Genomic DNA, 16,779 nt, shown 5'->3' on the forward strand with positions numbered 1-16,779 from the left:
CCGAGAGTGAAAACTCACCCAGTACTGGGGGCAAACATGCCGAAATTGTCACCTAAACAGGGGGCGCGCCCAGTCAGAAAGCGCTCAATTGTGTTCACTTCGCGCACATAGCTGAATGACCTCTGTATATTCCATCCGCGCATTATTACGTTGAAGTCGCAGTTTAAATACCCCCATTTGAAAGGAAAGCATGAGTGACATTAACACGCGCACAAACAACGGGTTCTCGCGCCGCACGGTGGTCAAAGGTGCCGCCTGGTCGGTTCCGGTAATCGCAGTTGCCGCAGCCACGCCGTCAGCTGCAGCGTCGACGGTGGCAGACACCGATCTCGGGCTTGCGTTTACCGACGGAGGCATCAGCCTGACCGCAGAGCTCGGCGACGCGCTCAACGTCTGGTTTGATGCCTTGCCCACGCTCGCACAAGCCGCGGCCGAAACCGCTTTCACCGCACTCTTATCAGGACTTGCCGGGGTTGTGAACGCGGAGTACCAATATCCGCTTACGTTCATAGTGACCAATAATGGCCCCGGAACCTTGAGCGCGGGCGAACCGGCCATGGTGGCACTTGACTACGGCGCTGACGTTCTCAACATTGGTGCGCTGAATGAGATTGTCGGCGTTACCGCTGTGGGAACGACGAGCGGCGCAAATCTCACCGTTACTGCAGGGGCCGACGTCGCCCCAGGAGGCGAAGTAGCACAGGTCATCATCAACCATTTCACACCGCTCACCGTAAGCATCGATCTGGCTGGCTCTGACGTGGAGGCAGGCACTGTAACTGGCACGCTTACCGGAGACTCAGACCCCAACCAGAATGTCGCGACGCACGAATTCGGGCTCTTCGTCGACCTTCTCGAGGGACTCTCTCCGCTGATTACAGCGCTCAACACTGCCCTCGCTGCTTTCGGAGTTTCGCTGCCTGTGCTCGATGTCGAGGTATTTGCTGTGGAACCCTGAACCGAATAGAGCACGGGCTGCTCGCCACATGAGTTCGGGCTTACTGTGACGATCCCGCGCAATGCACGGTTAAACGAACGATGTCTCGGGACATAGAAAAACTATGTCCCGAGACATCACAACGTCGGGGTGGCGGGATTCGAACCCACGACCTCCTCGTCCCGAACGAGGCGCGCTACCAAGCTGCGCCACACCCCGATTGGCTGAAAAGCCTCACTCATCTTAGCCGAAGAACGGGGTGCCTTGTCACATCGAGTGTTCACTCGGCACTGTCATCGCCGCTCACGAGTTCTGTCGCACCCTCGAGCTCGGCGCGTTTGCGCCCGGCTGCCTCACCGACAGCATCCGGGGCCATCGCCGACACGTGCTCTGTGAGTTCTTCTGCCGCCCGGGCAAGGTTGCGTGCAGTGACCACTCCACCAGGCTCCCCCAGGCGTTCACGCATCACCGCGGCCGCGGCGGGGCTCAGCCCGCCATCGATGACAGCGAGCGAGATGGAGTGCCACCACGGAACATCAACAACGATGTCCAGCGACTCGGCCTCCACTACACCGCACGCATCGATCACACGCTCAGACTCATCGATCATCGCCCCCACGCGAGCAAGCTGTTCAGCATCGGCGCGACCGACGCCGGCAAGCGTCGAGGCTTCACCCGCGGCTCGCACAACAGTCTCGGCAGCGGCAATCGCGATGACGGCATCTGCGGCTCGGCGCAACTGCCCCGCTTGCCACAGCAACTGATTCACGGCATCATCAGGCATCTGGCGCACGAGCTCAGACACATTGCCCACCGCGGTTCGACGCCTTACGCCACCGGCCCCACTCAAACCTGTTACGGCCGATGCCTCTGCTTGCGCGTATACGCGAGACACCTTGTGCGCTGCGTTCTCGAGTCGGCTGAAGAGTTCCATGCGCCGATATTATCGAACACATCTTCGTAGAACAAGTGTTCGACCTCAAGTCGAACCTCACACCACCAGGTGGTCAACTAGCATGGAGCAACAGCGAGCGAAGCGAGGGAGCCAATGCCTGCACAACCTGAAGCCGCATTCCGCATTCTGGCGTTCAGCACCGATGGCGAGGCGGAGACCCGACTTCGCACCGAACTCCGCTCGCGCGTCGACGCGGCATCCCTCCCCGCGCAAATCGTTGCGGAGAGGGGCGTCGTCACGGCTGCCGTCGATCTGATCATCGGGCTGAGCGCCGCCGACGTCGATCGTGCAGCTCGGTTCCTTCCCGAGGGCGCGACGGTCGCGTTCACGGTCGCGGATCTCGCCGACGCACTCTCCCCCACCGCCGGAATCGATCAACGGTGGCTCGTTACCGATGCCCGACCGGCTTCACATGGCGAGCCTCCCTCGGTCGAGAAGCTCACGGATGCTGTCGCACGCGCCCGCCGCAATGCTCCAACGCCCGGGGGCGACAGCCTCGGCGAGCGCGATCTCGGCCAAACACTTGACCAGATCATCGACGGCCTCTGCCGCTGAGGCTGAGCGCTGCCTCACGATCGGCAGCGTCGCTCTTCCCTCAGCAGAAGGCGACACGTAGAGTCCGACGTATGGGCTCAATGAACGAGAACGAATCCATCACGACGCAGCCCGCTGGTGACCTCGACGTCGTTGATGCGTGGTGGCGGGCAGCCAACTACCTGAGCGCCGGACAGATCTATCTGCAGAGCAATCCCCTGCTGCGGCATCCGCTTGAGTCGTCAGACATCAAGCCGCGCCTGCTCGGACACTGGGGCACTGCGCCGGGCCTCAATCTGACCTACGCGCATCTCAACCGCATCATCGTGCAGCGTCAGCTCGAGATGCTCTTCGTCTGCGGCCCCGGCCACGGCGGAGCTGCCATGATGGCGAACGCCTGGCTCGACGGTTCGTACAGCGACCTCATGCCCGAGATCAGCCTCGACGCCGCAGGCCTTCAGATTCTGCTGCGCCAGTTCTCATACCCGGGCGGAGTTCCCTCGCATGCTGCGCCCGAGACACCCGGCTCTATCAATGAGGGCGGCGAGCTGGGCTACTCGCTCATGCACGCCTTTGGCGCCGCGCTCGACAATCCTGATCTCACCGTCGCGTGTGTGATCGGCGATGGCGAAGCCGAGACCGGCCCGCTCGCGGCATCGTGGCGCGCGCACAATTACATCGACCCAGCCAAAGACGGCGCTGTCCTGCCGATTCTCCACCTCAATGGGTACAAGATCGCCAGCCCCACTCCCCTGGCGCGCATTCCCCGCGACGAGCTCATTTCGTTCTTTCACGGGAATGGATACGACCCGCTTTTCATCGATGGTGAAGCGGATGCTCCGCACGAGGTGCACACGCACATGGCGCAGACACTCGACCTCGCGTTCGACCGCATCGCCGAGATTCAGGCCGAGGCGCGCGGCAACGCGCACGCGCCGGAGCGCGAACGGCGGTGGCCCGTCGTCATTCTGCGCACGCCCAAGGGGTGGACCGGCCCGCGAACGGTCGACGGCCAGCAGGTCGAAGGCACGTACCGCGCCCACCAGGTGCCGCTTCCAGAGGTGCGTGAGAACGCCGATCACCGCGCCCAGCTCGAGCAGTGGCTTCGCTCCTATAATCCAGACGAACTGTTCACCAGCACGGGTGCACCGGCACCGGCGCTGAACAGCATCCGCCCCCGTGGCGCGCTGCGCATGAGCGCTTCGCCCCACGCGCATGATGGCATCACGTCACCGCTTCAGTTCCCCACGCTCACCCCGTATGCCGTCGAGACAACACGCAACCCGGTCGGCACGGCGAGCGCCACGGGAGCATTCGGCCCGTGGCTTGCACAGCTCATGAGCCAGAACCCTGACACCATGCGCTTGTTCGGCCCGGACGAAGTCGAATCGAACCGGTTGTCCGCGGTGTTTGAGGGAACGGATCGCAGCTGGGCATCCACCATCGTCGACACCGACACGCATCTCGCCCCGCACGGCCAAGTGATCGAGGCACTCAGTGAGCATCTGATGCAGGGGATGCTTGAGGGCTACCTGCTCACGGGACGCCATGGGCTTCTCACCTCTTACGAGGCGTTCATTCACATCGTCGACTCCATGTTCAACCAGCATGCTAAGTGGCTCGAGGCCTCGCGCTCTCTTCCGTTGCGCAAGCCCATCGCCTCGCTCACCTATCTGCTCTCCTCCCACGTGTGGCGGCAAGACCACAACGGGTTTTCGCATCAAGACCCCGGGTTTCTGGGCATCGTGGCAAACAAGCAGTCCGACGTCGTGCGCATCTACCTTCCGCCCGACGCCAACACGCTCCTGGTCACCATGCGGCATGTGCTCGGCACGCACAACCGAATCAATGCTGTGGTGGCGGGCAAGAACGAGCAGCCGGCCTGGCTCAGCCTCGAAGAAGCCACGGAACACGTGCGCGACGGTCTCTCCATCTGGCCCTGGGCAGGCCATGAGCCCGACCTCGATGTGAACGACCCCGCTGCGTCAACGCCAGACGCCGTCGTCGCGTGTGCCGGAGACGTTCCCACCATCGAGGCGATCGCCGCGGTGCAGCTCGTGCACGAGCGCTTCCCCGATCTCACGCTGCGGCTCATCAACGTCGTCGATCTCATGCGGCTGCACGATCCGGCGCATCATCCGCATGGGCTTCCAGGCGAGGACTTCAATGCGTTGTTCACCACAGACCGGCCGACCATCTTCGCGTTCCATGGCTACCCGTCGCTCATCCACCAGCTCACCTACAAGCGGGCCAACCATGAGCAACTGCACGTGCACGGATTCAAAGAGCGCGGCACCACGACAACGCCGTTCGACATGGTCAGTCTGAACGATCTCGACCGCTACGAGCTCGCCAGCGACATCGTCGGGCGCATCGCCGACGTACCTGATCCGGATGCCGCTGAAGCCGCCATCCGCGAATGGCAGTCAGCTCGTACTGACGCCCGCGACTACGCGTACTCGCATGGCGAAGACCCGCCATGGATCACGAACTGGGAGTTCCGTCGGCGCTGAGGCCCGAAGCGCTCTCGCAGGTGCTCTCAAACGACTCAAACCCATAGGACCGGTTCAGGGCACGAGATTGCCCTACAAGTCATGATTCCAGAATGTCTGCCGTAAATGTGGGAGCAGCTGGGCGGTGCTTACTGATCGCAGGGGTCTACGGCGAGAGAAAGCTGGAGATGACGAGGCTCACTTTCTCCCTTGACGTGAACGTCGAGCGGCACACAAGCTGATTGCCGTCCGATGAGAGCGAATCCGCCAGCCCACCACATCCGTGATGGCTGTTGCTGCGTTGGGCAGCTGACATAGGTGACGCTCGAATAGCCTGCTGATGGCCCGCCCGCGATCACAATTCCGGCATACGATCGGGCCGCGTCGCCGACAGACACCGTCACAGTCTTATCGGGAGGCAGATCAGCGCCCGTCTTGAAGTAGGTGACCCCGTTGTCGTCTGGGACGGGAGCTGTGCCGGGGAGGTCAGTGCCCTGATAAGCCAAAACTGCACCGAGGTAGACCAGCGGGCCGACGATGAGGTCATCGGGTCCAGGGTCGGAGTCGCCAGGGTCATCCGGCCGGGCGAGATCGCAACCGATGGTAACACTGCCCGAGGGCGATGGCGAGGCTGCCTCTGAAGAATCGGGAGCTCCAGTGCTGTCGCTGCCCGAAGAAGGTGCACTGCACGCGCTCAATGCGAACAACGCGGCCAGTGGCACAAGCCAAGAAATCCGTCGTCTCGCAAACCTCATAGAGATCATCCTCCAAGTGGTCGGGCGAGCTCCTTCTGGGTGAGGCGGCGTCGACGCCGCGCGGCGCGCACGAGCTCTGCTGCGGTTTCCATTCTCCAATTCTCCAATTCAATTCCAGATATGCAAGCAATTCCAACCAACGTTAATTCAACCGCGGAGCATTTGGTGGGGAGAGTATTGGCAGGTTCGGTTCCGCTTCGCCCGGTAATCAATGTCGCCAATAACCTTCGACCTTTCGCCCATTGCGAATATGGGAAGGAACCCAGGTTCTACCGCTTCGTGACGAACCGAGGTCACCATCGGCGAAGGAACCGATGACCGTCGCGGCAGATCTCGGAGCGAGCTCTGCCGCTCGCTGTGTGTTGTCATTGTCGAATGCGACAGCAAATGCGGGGATGCTCCCCTTATCGCCGATGAACGTGTCTGCAACGTCTGACCAGCTCTCAACGGCAGTTGCGACATCCGCGATGATTTCGACGGCACGCTCGCCTGTAAGCCGGTACTGGTCGAAGCATTCTGTTACGAGCACCGATCGGCTCAAGGAGCTCTCGATGCGCCCTCGACCAACGGCATGAGAGTCTCGTGCTGCCGCCATTCGGCTACGTCTGGTTGACCACGTCCTGAGAAGTGTTGCTCAGGGTCAGCCGCGGCCGTTAGAACGGGATGCAGAGCGCATAACGATCGGTGTGCACCAGAACGTCTGCGCACTCCTCGTCGAGCGTGCTGGTGAAGGTTTCAATACCCGCGTCCGACAGATCCCAGTTCTGCCTGAGCTCCGCGCTGCCGTCCCACTCCGGCACATCGCTCAGAGCAGCGTGGGCGCCCGCAAGCACGATGATCGACACGGTTGGCCCCCACGTCGTCACGATCACGTCGAGGTCGGCGTCGGCCACCTCAGCGGCAACGACGCGTTGATCGGCGAGCGTCTCGCCAAATCGAGACTCGTCCGCAATGCGCACATGCCCCCAGGTCTGCATGCCGAGCGTGACGATCATCACCGCGGCAACTGCCCCAGCCGCAATGCGCGAGCCGATTCCCCACGGACGGATGCTCCACTGCTCGCTGAGTGCTCGAATCGCGACGGCCACGATAATCGGCACGAAGATGTACATCGCCATGGCGGGGTAGCGCGGCCAGTTCGGCGTCTGCGCCGACGTCAGCCACCAGCCGAACCAGATCACGAGCCCCAGAACGGCGGCCAGCGCATACGCGGTCCGCTCGCGACGGCTGGCACCGGCATCCGATTCTTCCGCTTTGTCGGGCGCCGAACGCCTCAGCACGAACACACACACGGTGGCCAGCACGAGCACAACGAATATCACGGTGAGCCAGGTCGGCGAGAACCAGTCACTGCCCAAGGACACAAACTTCGTCAGCGGGTCGACAGGATCAATATTCTGCCCGCCCGAACGGAAGAACCAGTAGAACTCCTTGAGGTTCATCCAGTATGCCGACGGCCCCAGTGCGACAAGCTTCCACAGTTCATACAGAACGTTCGGAATGACGGCGACCAGCGCGCAGAGCACTACGCGCAGCGCGCGCCTGATAAAGCCGTCGTCGGCGAGCAGGTAAATAGCCAGCGCGATGGGAATGGCCGCCAGCGCACCCAGAAGCTTCGTCTGCATGGCCAGTCCGATGAACAGCCCAGCCAGCCACGGATACCTGCGAAGCACAACGAAGGCCCACACGAGAAGGGCTGCAGCGGGCACCTCTCCGAGGATGTCCACGGGCGACTGAATTGGGGAGCCCGAATTCCACGTATTCCAGCCCAGAGGCACGCACACCGCGGCGAGCGCTGCCCACCGCCCGCCAAGCCGGCCTCCGAGCCGCCACAGGCCGGCCACCAGGGCAGCGTAAAACAGCAGAACCACGAGGCGTCCGCCGATCACCGGATCCGCGCCCAACGCGATCACAGCAGTGATCGGCAAAAGCACGACGGGGCCCGTCGAGATGCGCGGGTCGAACGGAGTTAGCTGGCTTCCGCTCAGGGTGCCGTCGCTGGTGTACCCCAGTCCATTCACCAGGTTGAGCGGCACGGTGAGATTGAATGCCTCGTCTTCCCAGAGCCGCATAAAGAAGACGCCCTGCGTCACAATCCACAGTTGCGAGGCGACGACGAGCGCAACAACAACCCAGAACACAACTGTCATCACGCGACGCCAGTTGACGGTGGTCATGACGAGAACACTCCCCCGCGGCGAGCCGGTGCGCCAGGGTGCAGGCTCACGGTCCAGACTTCACGTGCGGCGGCTGCGATGAACGAACGAAGGCGCTTGGGCGGCAGCACCGGAGTCGACCGTTGCGGGCCCCACATCGTTCCGTGAGCAGAATCACCGCGTCGAGGGATGCTTCTGACGCGCGCGTACGCGACTTTCATCCCACTTCGCTTTTCCGCCAGCGAGAAATGCACGTGGGGCACGATCGCGTCTCGGGGAATGAGATTGAGAAGAAAGCGAAGCGCTTCGGGCCGGTAGATGCGCAATGGCGTATTCACATCGGGCACTCGTGAACCCACGGCGAGCGCGACGGCCGAGCCGACCAATGCCGTGATGGCTCTGCGGTACCACGGGTCAGTGCGCCCTCGGCGCACACCATGCAGCACGTCAGCGCCGCGCTGTTGGTGTGCGTCAATTAATCGAGGAAAGTCTGCGGCGAGAAACTGTCCATCCCCGTCCACGTGCATAATCACGTCGGGGTTCAGCTCGAGTCCGGCCCTATAGGCGGCGAGCGCTGTCGGCCCGTGCCCCTGATTGCGCACCGAGGTGATGCCGATCAGCTCGGGCATCATTTCGCCCAGGCGTGCCAGCAGGTCGGCGGTCTCGTCCGTCGACCGGTCGTTGACCACAACAATGGAGAGCTGCTCAACCACCGGCGAGACGTGCGTGACGATTTCGGTGAGAAAGCTGTCGAGGCCGTCTGCCTCGTTGTACGCCGGCATAACGATGGCAACGTGTCTGCGCGGCACGAACTCCCCTTGCAATCAGTGTGAACTCAACTAGACGATATGACTGTGGCTACCTCTTGACAAGGCTGAGGCCCCAGATCGCATGATCGAGGTTTACCAGCCGTGCCATTTGCGGGGCTCCAGCATAGGTGCTGGAGCCTTGACGGGGTTGGTCTTCCTCAGTCGATCTTGGAGGCCCCAGTTGAACATCTATCGTACTCACGTGGGTTTGGACGTGCACGCCAGGTCCATCGTCGCGCAAGCAATTCACAGCGATACCGGTGAAGTTACCTGGAAGAAGTTTCCCTATGATCCGGCCGCGGTGATCGATTGGGTCCGTGGTCTCGCAGTACCGGCTCTCACCACTTACGAGGCCGGCCCGACAGGCTATGATCTCTCCCGTCGCCTCACAGGTGCTGGCATCGCGTGCGTGATCGCCGCCCCATCGAAGTTGCAGCGTCCGCCAGGTGACCGTGTCAAAACCGATAAGAATGATGCTCTGCATTTGGCGCATCTCCTCCAGCTTGGACAGATCACCCCCGTGCGTGTCCCCACTATTGACGAGGAGACTGCACGCGATCTTGTCCGGGCGCGGGAAGACTGCCGCCATGACCTCATGGCCTCACGCCATCGTCTCTCAAAACTGCTTCTTCGTCACGGGCATGTTTACGACGGAGGTGGCACATGGACTCGCAAGCACGACGTGTGGATCCGGGAGCATCGCGCAGGCACAATCGCTTACCAATACGCGTTCGATGCATCCTACGAAGCCGTTGCGCAAGTCCTTGCCCGCAGAGACCGACTCGATGCCGAAATTGAAAGAATGGCTGATGCTTCTGAATTCGCACCTGTGGTGACCCGGTTGGGTTGCCTGCGTGGCATGGGTGCGCTCACTAGTCTCGCGCTTGCCGTTGAGATCGCCGATTGGGACAGATTCACCGGGAAAACAATTGGCACCTATCTCGGACTCACCCCGTCGGAATACTCGTCAGGAACTTCACGCAGACTCGGCGGTATCACCAAGACCGGCAATTCCCATGCCCGCAGACTCCTCGTCGAGGCCGCCTGGCACCACCGCAAACAGCTCCGACAGCAACCGACCTCAGCACTGACGCTCCGACAGCAAAATGCCTCACAGGAAGCCCGACTACGCGGACAAGCCGGAAACGAACGACTCCACAAGCAGTGGGAGAAATTCGTAGCCCGACGAAAGAAGGCAACAATCGCCAACGTCGCGATCGCCAGAGAACTCTCCGGCTGGTGCTGGTCACTCGCGATCATGACTGACTGACACCCCAGACCGCTGACACCACGACGGCCGTGAGGTCTGCGAACACGTGTGGAATGACCCGCTCTACTATTATGAACAGCCCATCAGCACTGACGGGCGACGCTCGATCTCTAGACCTGCGGCACCGCTCCACCATCGCACGCTTCGCCCTGCAGTAACCAACCTGCGCATATCAGTTTGACCGTGTTAACGTCGAAAGACACGTCAGACCCCACTCCGCCAGATGCCAGCAGAAACGGTCCCGGACAAGCCCTACACTTCCCGGGACCGTTTCACTCTGCCCCCTTGACAAAAACACCTACATATCAGTAGTAGCGTAGTCGAGCCATGACACAACACTCGCGCCTCCGCCGTCTTATCGGGCTGAGCTCCCGATTTCTGACGATCGGAGCAATCTCGACCCTGATCGAGATCGCAGCCTTCAACATTCTGCTCTATGGGCTACACGTCGACGGCGTCTGGGCGAAGATCTTTGCATCGCTCATTGCGCTCGTGAACGCATACTTCGGCAACCGCGAGTGGACGTTCAAGAACCGTGGCAAGCACAGCCGCTCGCTCGAGGTTGTGCTCTTTATTGTCGTCAACGGCATCTGCACCCTGCTCGGTGCGGGCATCGTCGGGCTCGGCCTGTGGGCTTTCCCCGATTCCGGACCAATCGTCGTCAACATCATCAACCTGTTGAGCATCGGTGTCGTCGTTGCGCTGCGTTTTCTGCTCTACCACTTTGTGGTCTTCCGCGGAGTTCGCCCCAGCCGTGCGTCCGAGATCGACCTTGGCGCTGGCGACAGCTAAGACGTCGCGCGACCGTTCCTCACCTGGCGTCCGAGACCGGCATACTCCCACCCGGCATCAGCCCACGCGTCGGCGTCAAGACAGTTGCGGGCATCGATGACGATCGGCGTGCGCACGACGCGATGCACCTCGGCCGGGTCCAACTCCTTGTACTCCGGCCATTCGGTCACCACGACGACTGCATCGGCATCCGCGAGTGCCTCCTCGGTTGTGCCGTAGACGAGCTGTGGATGCAGCCTGCGCGAGTTCTGCATCGCTTGCGGGTCCGTGGCTACAACGTTGGCTCCGAGGCCGTTCAGCCGCACGGCGACGTCGAGCGCGGGTGAGTCCCTCACATCGTCGCTGTTGGGTTTGAATGCGAGGCCAAGTACGGCGACCTTCTTCTGAAAGACGCTGCCTCCGAGTTCCTCGGTGACCAGTTCGACGACGCGTTCGCGTCGACGTAGGTTGATGGCGTCAACCTCCTTCAAGAAGGCGACCGACTCCCCCCGTCCGAGCTCCTCGGCTCGAGCGGTGAATGCTCGGATGTCTTTTGGCAAGCACCCTCCGCCGAACCCGACGCCGGCGTTCAAGAACTTTCGGCCAATGCGCTTGTCGTGCCCGATCGCATCCGCCAGCTTCGTGACGTCTGCTCCCGTGACTTCCGCGATCTCGGCCATCGCGTTGATGAACGAAATCTTCGTGGCGAGAAACGCGTTCGCGGCCACCTTCACGAGCTCCGCAGTGGCAAAGTCGCTGACAATAACCGGGCTGCCCGCCTCGATCGCTGTCGCATACACCTCGTTGAGAGTCTCCACCGCGTACTCGTCGCCATCGGCAACGCCATACACCAGACGATCCGGTTCGATCGTGTCCTTCACAGCGAACCCCTCGCGCAAGAACTCCGGGTTCCACACGAGGTGTGCGCCGCGTTCCTGCACGTTGCCAACGTGACGCTGCGCTGTCCCGACGGGGACAGTGGACTTGCCGACAACGATGTCTCCCTCGGCGAGGTATGGCATCAAGTCGGCGAATGCCTGATCCACATACGTCAGATCTGCGCTCGAGCTTCCCAGACGCTGCGGGGTTCCGACAGCGATGAAATGAACCGTCGCGCCGTTCACGTCAGACATGTCAGCGCTGAACCGAAGGCGACCGCTTTCAAGCCCGGCACGAAGCAGCTCTGGAAGCTCCGGCTCATATATCGGCGAGCGGCCGTTAGACAGAGACTCGACTTTTGCTGCGTCGATGTCGACGCCGACGACGTCGTGCCCCACAGAGGCCAGCGATGCCGCGTGAACCGCGCCCAGGTACCCACAACCGATGACTGAAATCTTCATGATGCCCTCAGCGTAACCGCACGTTACTGCGGAGTTCCCGGGGAGTTCTCACCAGGGCGACTCGATCTGCACGGGCTTAGTGCTGTTAAAAGAGATCAGGCCTTCGGCCATCAGCGTGTCGACAGCCTGCTGCGTGACATCCCGGGCGTCCATGCCCTCTGGAGCACCGAATTCCTCGACGAGCGCGCGCTCAATTACCTCAAGTCTCGCTCCGTTAGCAATGACTTCCCAGATCACCGGTGACAAGCCTGAAAGCACGCGGACCGTACCGTCACTCATCGTGACGATGCTTCCTGCCGTGTTCACGGCGACAACGCCGTCTCGACGTGTGTAAGTGTCATCGGCACGGTGTTCGGTGACTGTAGACGACACATCAGACCAGTCAGTGTCCGGATGCTGCTCCGCGATGATCTGGTCCAGTACTGATGCCACGGAGTCTGCCTCGCTGTATCGCAGCGTCCGCACTCCCCCAGTCTTGTGCACGACGTCTGCAAGCATGCACGCCGAGTCTGGTAGGTCTCCGAAGTAGCTGATTTGTCCGGAGAGGTCTTCAATCGCTTCTGGCAAAGCCACGTTCCCCAGTTCAGGAGAATCTCCATGGTTTGCGTCACGTTCGAAAAGCACGATCGCGGCAAGCGTCAGCGGTGTGCGCGGGAGGGCGAGCAAGTTGAGCTCGTCTGGCGAGACTTGCGTTTTGCGCCATTTTTTCTCTGGATCCTCGATGACCGAGAGCGGTTTACGGTACGGGAATACTCGCAAATCCCGATCAATAAGAACCGTCTCGTCCGAGACGTACCCGAACTGTTTCCCCAGGTGAGATGCAAGCGTCGTCTTCCCTCCGCCCGAAGGAGCGACAAAGGCAACAACGCGACCGTCCGGCAGAGCCACTCCCGCCGCATGCAACATCAGGTGCTTCCCACGGGCAAGCTCAATGCCGCGAAGCGTCACTTTTGTCGAGACCGTTGCAGCGAGCGCGTCATAGTCCGCGCCATAAGCGTCGTAGTCCTTCGACTTCGCTACGTTTGTACCAACAGCTAACGTTGAGTCCGGACGTCGTCGCGACACCGTCGCGCCCGACCAAGCACGGCGAAGTCGATCGTAATGTTCGTCAGGTTCATCAGTCAGAAACGAGAGTCGAATGGTTGACCCAAGAACGTCAACGTCAAGTCTGCGTTGCTTGGTAAACAGCCTTGCCACCAATGGGCCCCTTCCCGCCGTAGTCGTAAGGCAATCCTATGAGTGAAGTACTCGTTCTCGTCCCACTAGCGTTGGCAGTCGTTCTTGTCGCGAGTGGAGTTCTCAAGTTGCGCGACTCGCGCGCGACGCGTGCCTCACTCGATGACCTACCTATCCCACGCTTCCTTCGGACCGATATCTTCGCCACGGCGTTTCCGGTTTGTGAGATTCTCCTCGGTGCTGCGGTTTTGGTTGCGCCGGCCCCACTGTTCTTGCCTGTGATATGGGTTACGGCCCTGCTCTTCGACGTCTATCTCTGCATCGTGATCATTGCCGCACGTCGACCAGAACCGGTCATGTGCAACTGTTTCGGCTCCCTGTCACGTTCACCGATCGGCGCCGCAACAATCGTCAGAAACGTTGCACTGACCCTCCTAGCGTTGTTCGCCTCGGTGGGTCTCACCGGAACGACCGGGGTCCTTGTACGGTTCCCACAGCTGTCCGCATCTTCGCAAGAGTGGCTCGTCGCCGCGCTAGTCCTCTCGGCCCTTGGAATAGCCGTCGCGATCCTTGTATCGCTGAGCGATCCGACTACGGCCCAATCGCCCTTTGGCCCGGCCACTGAGCACAAACTCGGGAGCACGTGGCCCATTCCAGACGTCGAGGTCGTCGATTGGAACGGAGACGTCAAGCGACTAGCCTCTCTCGCCGAGGAATCCCCCGTGCTCCTGATTCTCGTGAAGTCAGGCTGCACTGCATGCAAGTTGGTGACCGACAAAGTACCTGAATGGATCGAAATCCTAGGACATCGAGCCACAGTGATACTTGCCACCTCAACTCCGAGGTCGCAGTTCCTCAACGACTATCCAGACTTTGAGACTCGTACCGTTTGGGGATATCGGGCGCTCGTCTCGACTTCGGGAATTCGCGGAGTTCCTTCAGCAATCCTAATTGCCGACCACGTTGCCGGTCCTGCATACGGTGTCCACGAAATCGACCTTCTCGCAAGACAGGCGGCACCTGCATAGTATGCAATTGGGGCGACCCGCGAACTGCGTGTCACCCCAATTACAACCGCGATAGGTTAACTAGCGTTGCAAATAATTGCGGTCTGCGACAGCGTACCTTGAGGCTTGGTGCCGGTGCCTGCTGTGTACCCGGCAGGCAATGTCAAGGTGGCAGTTGTATCCGTGAGAAGGCCAATGCTAAGCAACCATTGAACGTTCATCTGACCGTTCGCAGGGATCGCCTCAGTGAGCGTAATGGCGACAGTGTCCTCGCTCAGTAGATCTACGTTCGCAAGCCCTTGCCCGGAGAGCGAAACAACGTTGACATTTGCGATCGTCGCGTCGGTGACAATTGTGATCTGCGTGCCGGCAGGAATCTCTGTATCACCAGCGGCGACCGTGAAGCCTGCACCCAAAGTACCGAGAAGCCCACAGGTTCCGGCAACCTGGAAGCCATTGACGACTGTGTCCTCGCTTGCTGCGGCGGCAGGTGTCGCTGCAGCAACTGCAATTACCGGCACGGACCAAGCGGCGCCCTTGACCATAGTGCGACGCGAAAGTCCGCGATTGGTTCCCTCATTGATTTCAGTCATGTCGTCCCTTCTGACGTGCTGTATTAAGACCGATACTGACGGTAGTAAGCGGGAGACCTCGGTGACAGCGAAAGTTCAGACTTCTGCGCATAACGTCCAACCCCAAACGTTTTTAGTCCACAAGCGCCCCCCGTGCGAGGCACGATTGCAGCTAGCGATACTCGGACGGGCTTCGCTTGCCCAATTGTTTGAATGCACGCCGCATGTTGACGCCCGATCTGAACCCGGCGCGCTGAGCAACGTCTTCGAGACTGAGGATGTTGTAACGGTGCGAGCCTAGTAGCGCTTCAGCCGCTTCGACTCGATGCGCTCGAATCACGTCGCTGACAGTCTTGCCGTGACTGGTGAAGGCCGCTTGAAGCCGTCGAAGGGACACTTGGGATTCGACGGCGACGATGCGCGAGGAAAGCATCGGATCGGAATAGCTTTGAGCAATGATGGCTCGTGCTCGGTCACGAATTGACCCGTCTCCGATTGATTCGCCGTCAAAGCCGGCCTGTGTGTCGAGCAGCACTCCGCCAATCATCTCTGCGAGAAGCTGACCAATCGCGTACGTCTCAACCGCAGTGCCCGATCGCATCCCGCCTGAAGTGACTTCTCGCGCGAAAGAATGACTAGCTCGCGCCAGTATTTTTTGCGCATCAACGGTGACAGGTTTATGCGGCTTCTCGGGGAGCATTCCATCGAGCAATGACAGGGGAAAACGCACCAGCAAAAATGTAGCTTCGGCCGGGACTGAGATGCGAAACTCCTGGCCGAAAGGCATGATGAGACAGCCGCGAGGGCCAACCGGGATTCGTGACTCATCGTGAACAATCGCGTGACCACCCTCGAGGAAGAAGCACCCAAGATCTTCAGCCCCGATATGAGCTGGGCCCTCAACATCGAAGAGGCGCGCGTTCACGCGCATGACGCTCACATCGCCAAACTCCCATCGAAGCGATCTCCAAGAGAATGCCTTTGGAACGGGAGAGCTAACTCCATAAACTGACAGCTCGTCTAAGCCAGTGGCACCTAGGTACGTGCTCTCGATCGCCATCTCTGGGGCTACCTCCGCAGTTACTCTGACTCACTCGGTGATCGCTTCACCGTAGACCCCCGGTAATACACTAGCGAACGCTCAAGCCAGCCAATCTGTATGTTCAACCACGATCTTGGACGCGTCGCTGTGATTCAGCGTGATCGCCAGATTCCTCCACGAACAGCAGAGATAAACACCCACAAGCAACGAGAACGCTAGCCAGCCGGAGCACCAAGATTTCCTATCGGCCACACCACTGTGAAGAGCTTTCCAACAATGTCTGAGCGCTGAACTGTTCGCACACAGTTATCGGACGCGGAAGAACCTCGACACTCAATCAGCGAATCCGATGAGTTCGCTCGGCTATCTCCTAGCACGACGTACTGTTCTGCGGGCACCGTGAACTCGTCAACACATCGCCGTGACATAGGCTCCGTCGAACAGTCGACTTGCCCTGGAACAAACAAGAAGTCGTTCACGACATACGGTTCTTCAAGGGGCTCACCATCGACAAGCATCTGTCCAGTATCACCACAGCAAGCAATGGTCTGGCCTGGGCCGGCGACCACCCGTTTGACGAGCGTGTGATCAAGCGATGGCCCAACCCCAATGAGCCCACCGAGCCATTTCACCGCGTACTCGATTGGATTCGTCGGGCGTTCACGAGATTCGTCCCATGTAGCTGAGGCGTCGAACACGACGACGTCTCCGACCGTTGGTTCCGACCCTATATACGCAAGACGACTCACAAGGACTTTGTCACCTATCTCCAATGTATTCTCCATTGAGCCCGACGGAACAGAATAGAGCTTGACGACAAATAGCTGCATCACTGCCAGGACGAAGAATGCGGCCAACAGGTTAAACCAGAACGACCCGACAATTCGTCTAAACAACCCGACAGACTTTTCATTCTCGTTGGCGCACAGGGAACCCATGTCCCTAACGTTAGCGCCAGCGTTA

At 60.4% G+C, this 16,779-nt stretch carries 16 protein-coding genes and 1 tRNA gene; 6 read left to right on the forward strand and 11 right to left on the reverse strand.

Annotation, left to right across the window (positions count from 1 at the left end; translation table 11 throughout):
• The first annotated feature begins 190 nt into the window (after positions 1–190).
• Positions 191–958, forward strand: a complete 768-nt coding sequence (locus HCR76_RS11490; protein ID WP_166991816.1) for a hypothetical protein — start codon at positions 191–193, stop codon at positions 956–958.
• 124 nt (positions 959–1,082) lie between these two features.
• Here the strand turns inward: HCR76_RS11490 and HCR76_RS11495 are convergent.
• Both HCR76_RS11495 and HCR76_RS11500 read right to left on the reverse strand, forming a co-directional pair.
• A tRNA-Pro gene (locus HCR76_RS11495) sits at positions 1,083–1,156 on the reverse strand.
• A 61-nt stretch (positions 1,157–1,217) separates the two neighbouring features.
• Positions 1,218–1,871, reverse strand: a complete 654-nt coding sequence (locus HCR76_RS11500; protein ID WP_166991839.1) for a hypothetical protein — start codon at positions 1,869–1,871, stop codon at positions 1,218–1,220.
• Between the two features lie 114 nt (positions 1,872–1,985).
• On the opposite strand from HCR76_RS11500, the gene HCR76_RS11505 reads away from it, so the two are divergent.
• A complete protein-coding gene (locus HCR76_RS11505) occupies positions 1,986–2,447 on the forward strand; it encodes a hypothetical protein (RefSeq protein WP_166991836.1) in 462 nt (153 codons plus the stop codon).
• 71 nt (positions 2,448–2,518) lie between these two features.
• Positions 2,519–4,939: a phosphoketolase family protein gene (locus HCR76_RS11510; RefSeq protein WP_198248042.1), complete on the forward strand. Its 2,421-nt coding sequence runs from the start codon at positions 2,519–2,521 to the stop codon at positions 4,937–4,939.
• A gap of 128 nt (positions 4,940–5,067) precedes the next feature.
• On the opposite strand, the gene HCR76_RS11515 is transcribed toward HCR76_RS11510, so the two are convergent.
• The 4 genes from HCR76_RS11515 to HCR76_RS11530 form a co-directional block, all read right to left on the reverse strand.
• A complete protein-coding gene (locus tag HCR76_RS11515; protein ID WP_166991833.1) occupies positions 5,068–5,673 on the reverse strand; it encodes a hypothetical protein in 606 nt (201 codons plus the stop codon).
• A gap of 208 nt (positions 5,674–5,881) precedes the next feature.
• Complete coding sequence (locus HCR76_RS11520) at positions 5,882–6,268, reverse strand: hypothetical protein (RefSeq protein ID WP_166991831.1); 387 nt, start codon at positions 6,266–6,268, stop codon at positions 5,882–5,884.
• 58 nt (positions 6,269–6,326) lie between these two features.
• Positions 6,327–7,850, reverse strand: coding sequence for a glycosyltransferase family 39 protein (locus HCR76_RS11525; protein WP_166991828.1), 1,524 nt, complete (start codon positions 7,848–7,850; stop codon positions 6,327–6,329).
• Positions 7,847–8,638: a glycosyltransferase family 2 protein gene (locus HCR76_RS11530; protein ID WP_166991825.1), complete on the reverse strand. Its 792-nt coding sequence runs from the start codon at positions 8,636–8,638 to the stop codon at positions 7,847–7,849. Before HCR76_RS11530 ends, HCR76_RS11525 begins: the two co-directional genes overlap by 4 nt.
• Positions 8,639–8,840: 202 nt before the next feature.
• On the opposite strand from HCR76_RS11530, the gene HCR76_RS11535 reads away from it, so the two are divergent.
• A complete protein-coding gene (locus tag HCR76_RS11535) occupies positions 8,841–9,908 on the forward strand; it encodes an IS110 family RNA-guided transposase (RefSeq protein WP_244971361.1) in 1,068 nt (355 codons plus the stop codon).
• Positions 9,909–10,235: 327 nt separating this feature from the next.
• The gene (locus tag HCR76_RS11540; RefSeq protein WP_166990432.1) at positions 10,236–10,700 is read left to right on the forward strand and encodes a GtrA family protein; all 465 of its coding nucleotides are present in this window, start codon (positions 10,236–10,238) and stop codon (positions 10,698–10,700) included.
• Here HCR76_RS11540 and HCR76_RS11545 read toward each other — a convergent pair.
• Both HCR76_RS11545 and HCR76_RS11550 read right to left on the reverse strand, forming a co-directional pair.
• Complete coding sequence (locus HCR76_RS11545; RefSeq protein ID WP_166990435.1) at positions 10,697–12,019, reverse strand: UDP-glucose dehydrogenase family protein; 1,323 nt, start codon at positions 12,017–12,019, stop codon at positions 10,697–10,699. The two genes, HCR76_RS11540 and HCR76_RS11545, sit on opposite strands and share 4 nt — an antisense overlap.
• Before the next feature lie 48 nt (positions 12,020–12,067).
• Entirely contained in the window at positions 12,068–13,216 is a 1,149-nt protein-coding gene (locus HCR76_RS11550; protein WP_166990438.1) for a hypothetical protein, read from the reverse strand.
• A gap of 38 nt (positions 13,217–13,254) precedes the next feature.
• Between HCR76_RS11550 and HCR76_RS11555 the strand changes: the two genes are divergently transcribed.
• On the forward strand, positions 13,255–14,223 hold the full coding sequence (locus tag HCR76_RS11555) for a MauE/DoxX family redox-associated membrane protein (RefSeq protein WP_166990442.1): 969 nt from the start codon (positions 13,255–13,257) through the stop codon (positions 14,221–14,223).
• Between the two features lie 56 nt (positions 14,224–14,279).
• Here HCR76_RS11555 and HCR76_RS11560 read toward each other — a convergent pair whose 3' ends face one another.
• The 3 genes from HCR76_RS11560 to lepB form a co-directional block, all read right to left on the reverse strand.
• Positions 14,280–14,795, reverse strand: coding sequence for a hypothetical protein (locus tag HCR76_RS11560; protein ID WP_166990445.1), 516 nt, complete (start codon positions 14,793–14,795; stop codon positions 14,280–14,282).
• A gap of 151 nt (positions 14,796–14,946) precedes the next feature.
• The gene (locus HCR76_RS11565) at positions 14,947–15,834 is read right to left on the reverse strand and encodes an AraC family transcriptional regulator (RefSeq protein ID WP_280529483.1); all 888 of its coding nucleotides are present in this window, start codon (positions 15,832–15,834) and stop codon (positions 14,947–14,949) included.
• Positions 15,835–16,031: 197 nt separating this feature from the next.
• Positions 16,032–16,754, reverse strand: coding sequence for a signal peptidase I (gene lepB / locus HCR76_RS17700; protein WP_166990451.1), 723 nt, complete (start codon positions 16,752–16,754; stop codon positions 16,032–16,034).
• Between the last annotated feature and the right edge of the window lie 25 nt (positions 16,755–16,779).

The sequence above is a fragment of the Paramicrobacterium chengjingii genome (assembly GCF_011751765.2).
GTDB lineage: Bacteria > Actinomycetota > Actinomycetes > Actinomycetales > Microbacteriaceae > Paramicrobacterium > Paramicrobacterium chengjingii.

What these genes read in the sequence shown, in the direction of transcription:
- HCR76_RS11490 (WP_166991816.1), top strand. Translation starts at nt 191, where the DNA reads ATGAGTGACATTAACACGCGCACAAACAACGGGTTCTCGCGCCGCACG.
- HCR76_RS11500 (WP_166991839.1), bottom strand. Translation starts at nt 1,871, where the DNA reads ATGGAACTCTTCAGCCGACTCGAGAACGCAGCGCACAAGGTGTCTCGC.
- HCR76_RS11505 (WP_166991836.1), top strand. Translation starts at nt 1,986, where the DNA reads ATGCCTGCACAACCTGAAGCCGCATTCCGCATTCTGGCGTTCAGCACC.
- HCR76_RS11510 (WP_198248042.1), top strand. Translation starts at nt 2,519, where the DNA reads ATGGGCTCAATGAACGAGAACGAATCCATCACGACGCAGCCCGCTGGT.
- HCR76_RS11515 (WP_166991833.1), bottom strand. Translation starts at nt 5,673, where the DNA reads ATGAGGTTTGCGAGACGACGGATTTCTTGGCTTGTGCCACTGGCCGCG.
- HCR76_RS11520 (WP_166991831.1), bottom strand. Translation starts at nt 6,268, where the DNA reads ATGGCGGCAGCACGAGACTCTCATGCCGTTGGTCGAGGGCGCATCGAG.
- HCR76_RS11525 (WP_166991828.1), bottom strand. Translation starts at nt 7,850, where the DNA reads ATGACCACCGTCAACTGGCGTCGCGTGATGACAGTTGTGTTCTGGGTT.
- HCR76_RS11540 (WP_166990432.1), top strand. Translation starts at nt 10,236, where the DNA reads ATGACACAACACTCGCGCCTCCGCCGTCTTATCGGGCTGAGCTCCCGA.
- HCR76_RS11545 (WP_166990435.1), bottom strand. Translation starts at nt 12,019, where the DNA reads ATGAAGATTTCAGTCATCGGTTGTGGGTACCTGGGCGCGGTTCACGCG.
- HCR76_RS11555 (WP_166990442.1), top strand. Translation starts at nt 13,255, where the DNA reads ATGAGTGAAGTACTCGTTCTCGTCCCACTAGCGTTGGCAGTCGTTCTT.
- HCR76_RS11560 (WP_166990445.1), bottom strand. Translation starts at nt 14,795, where the DNA reads ATGACTGAAATCAATGAGGGAACCAATCGCGGACTTTCGCGTCGCACT.
- HCR76_RS11565 (WP_280529483.1), bottom strand. Translation starts at nt 15,834, where the DNA reads ATGGCGATCGAGAGCACGTACCTAGGTGCCACTGGCTTAGACGAGCTG.
- lepB (WP_166990451.1), bottom strand. Translation starts at nt 16,754, where the DNA reads ATGGGTTCCCTGTGCGCCAACGAGAATGAAAAGTCTGTCGGGTTGTTT.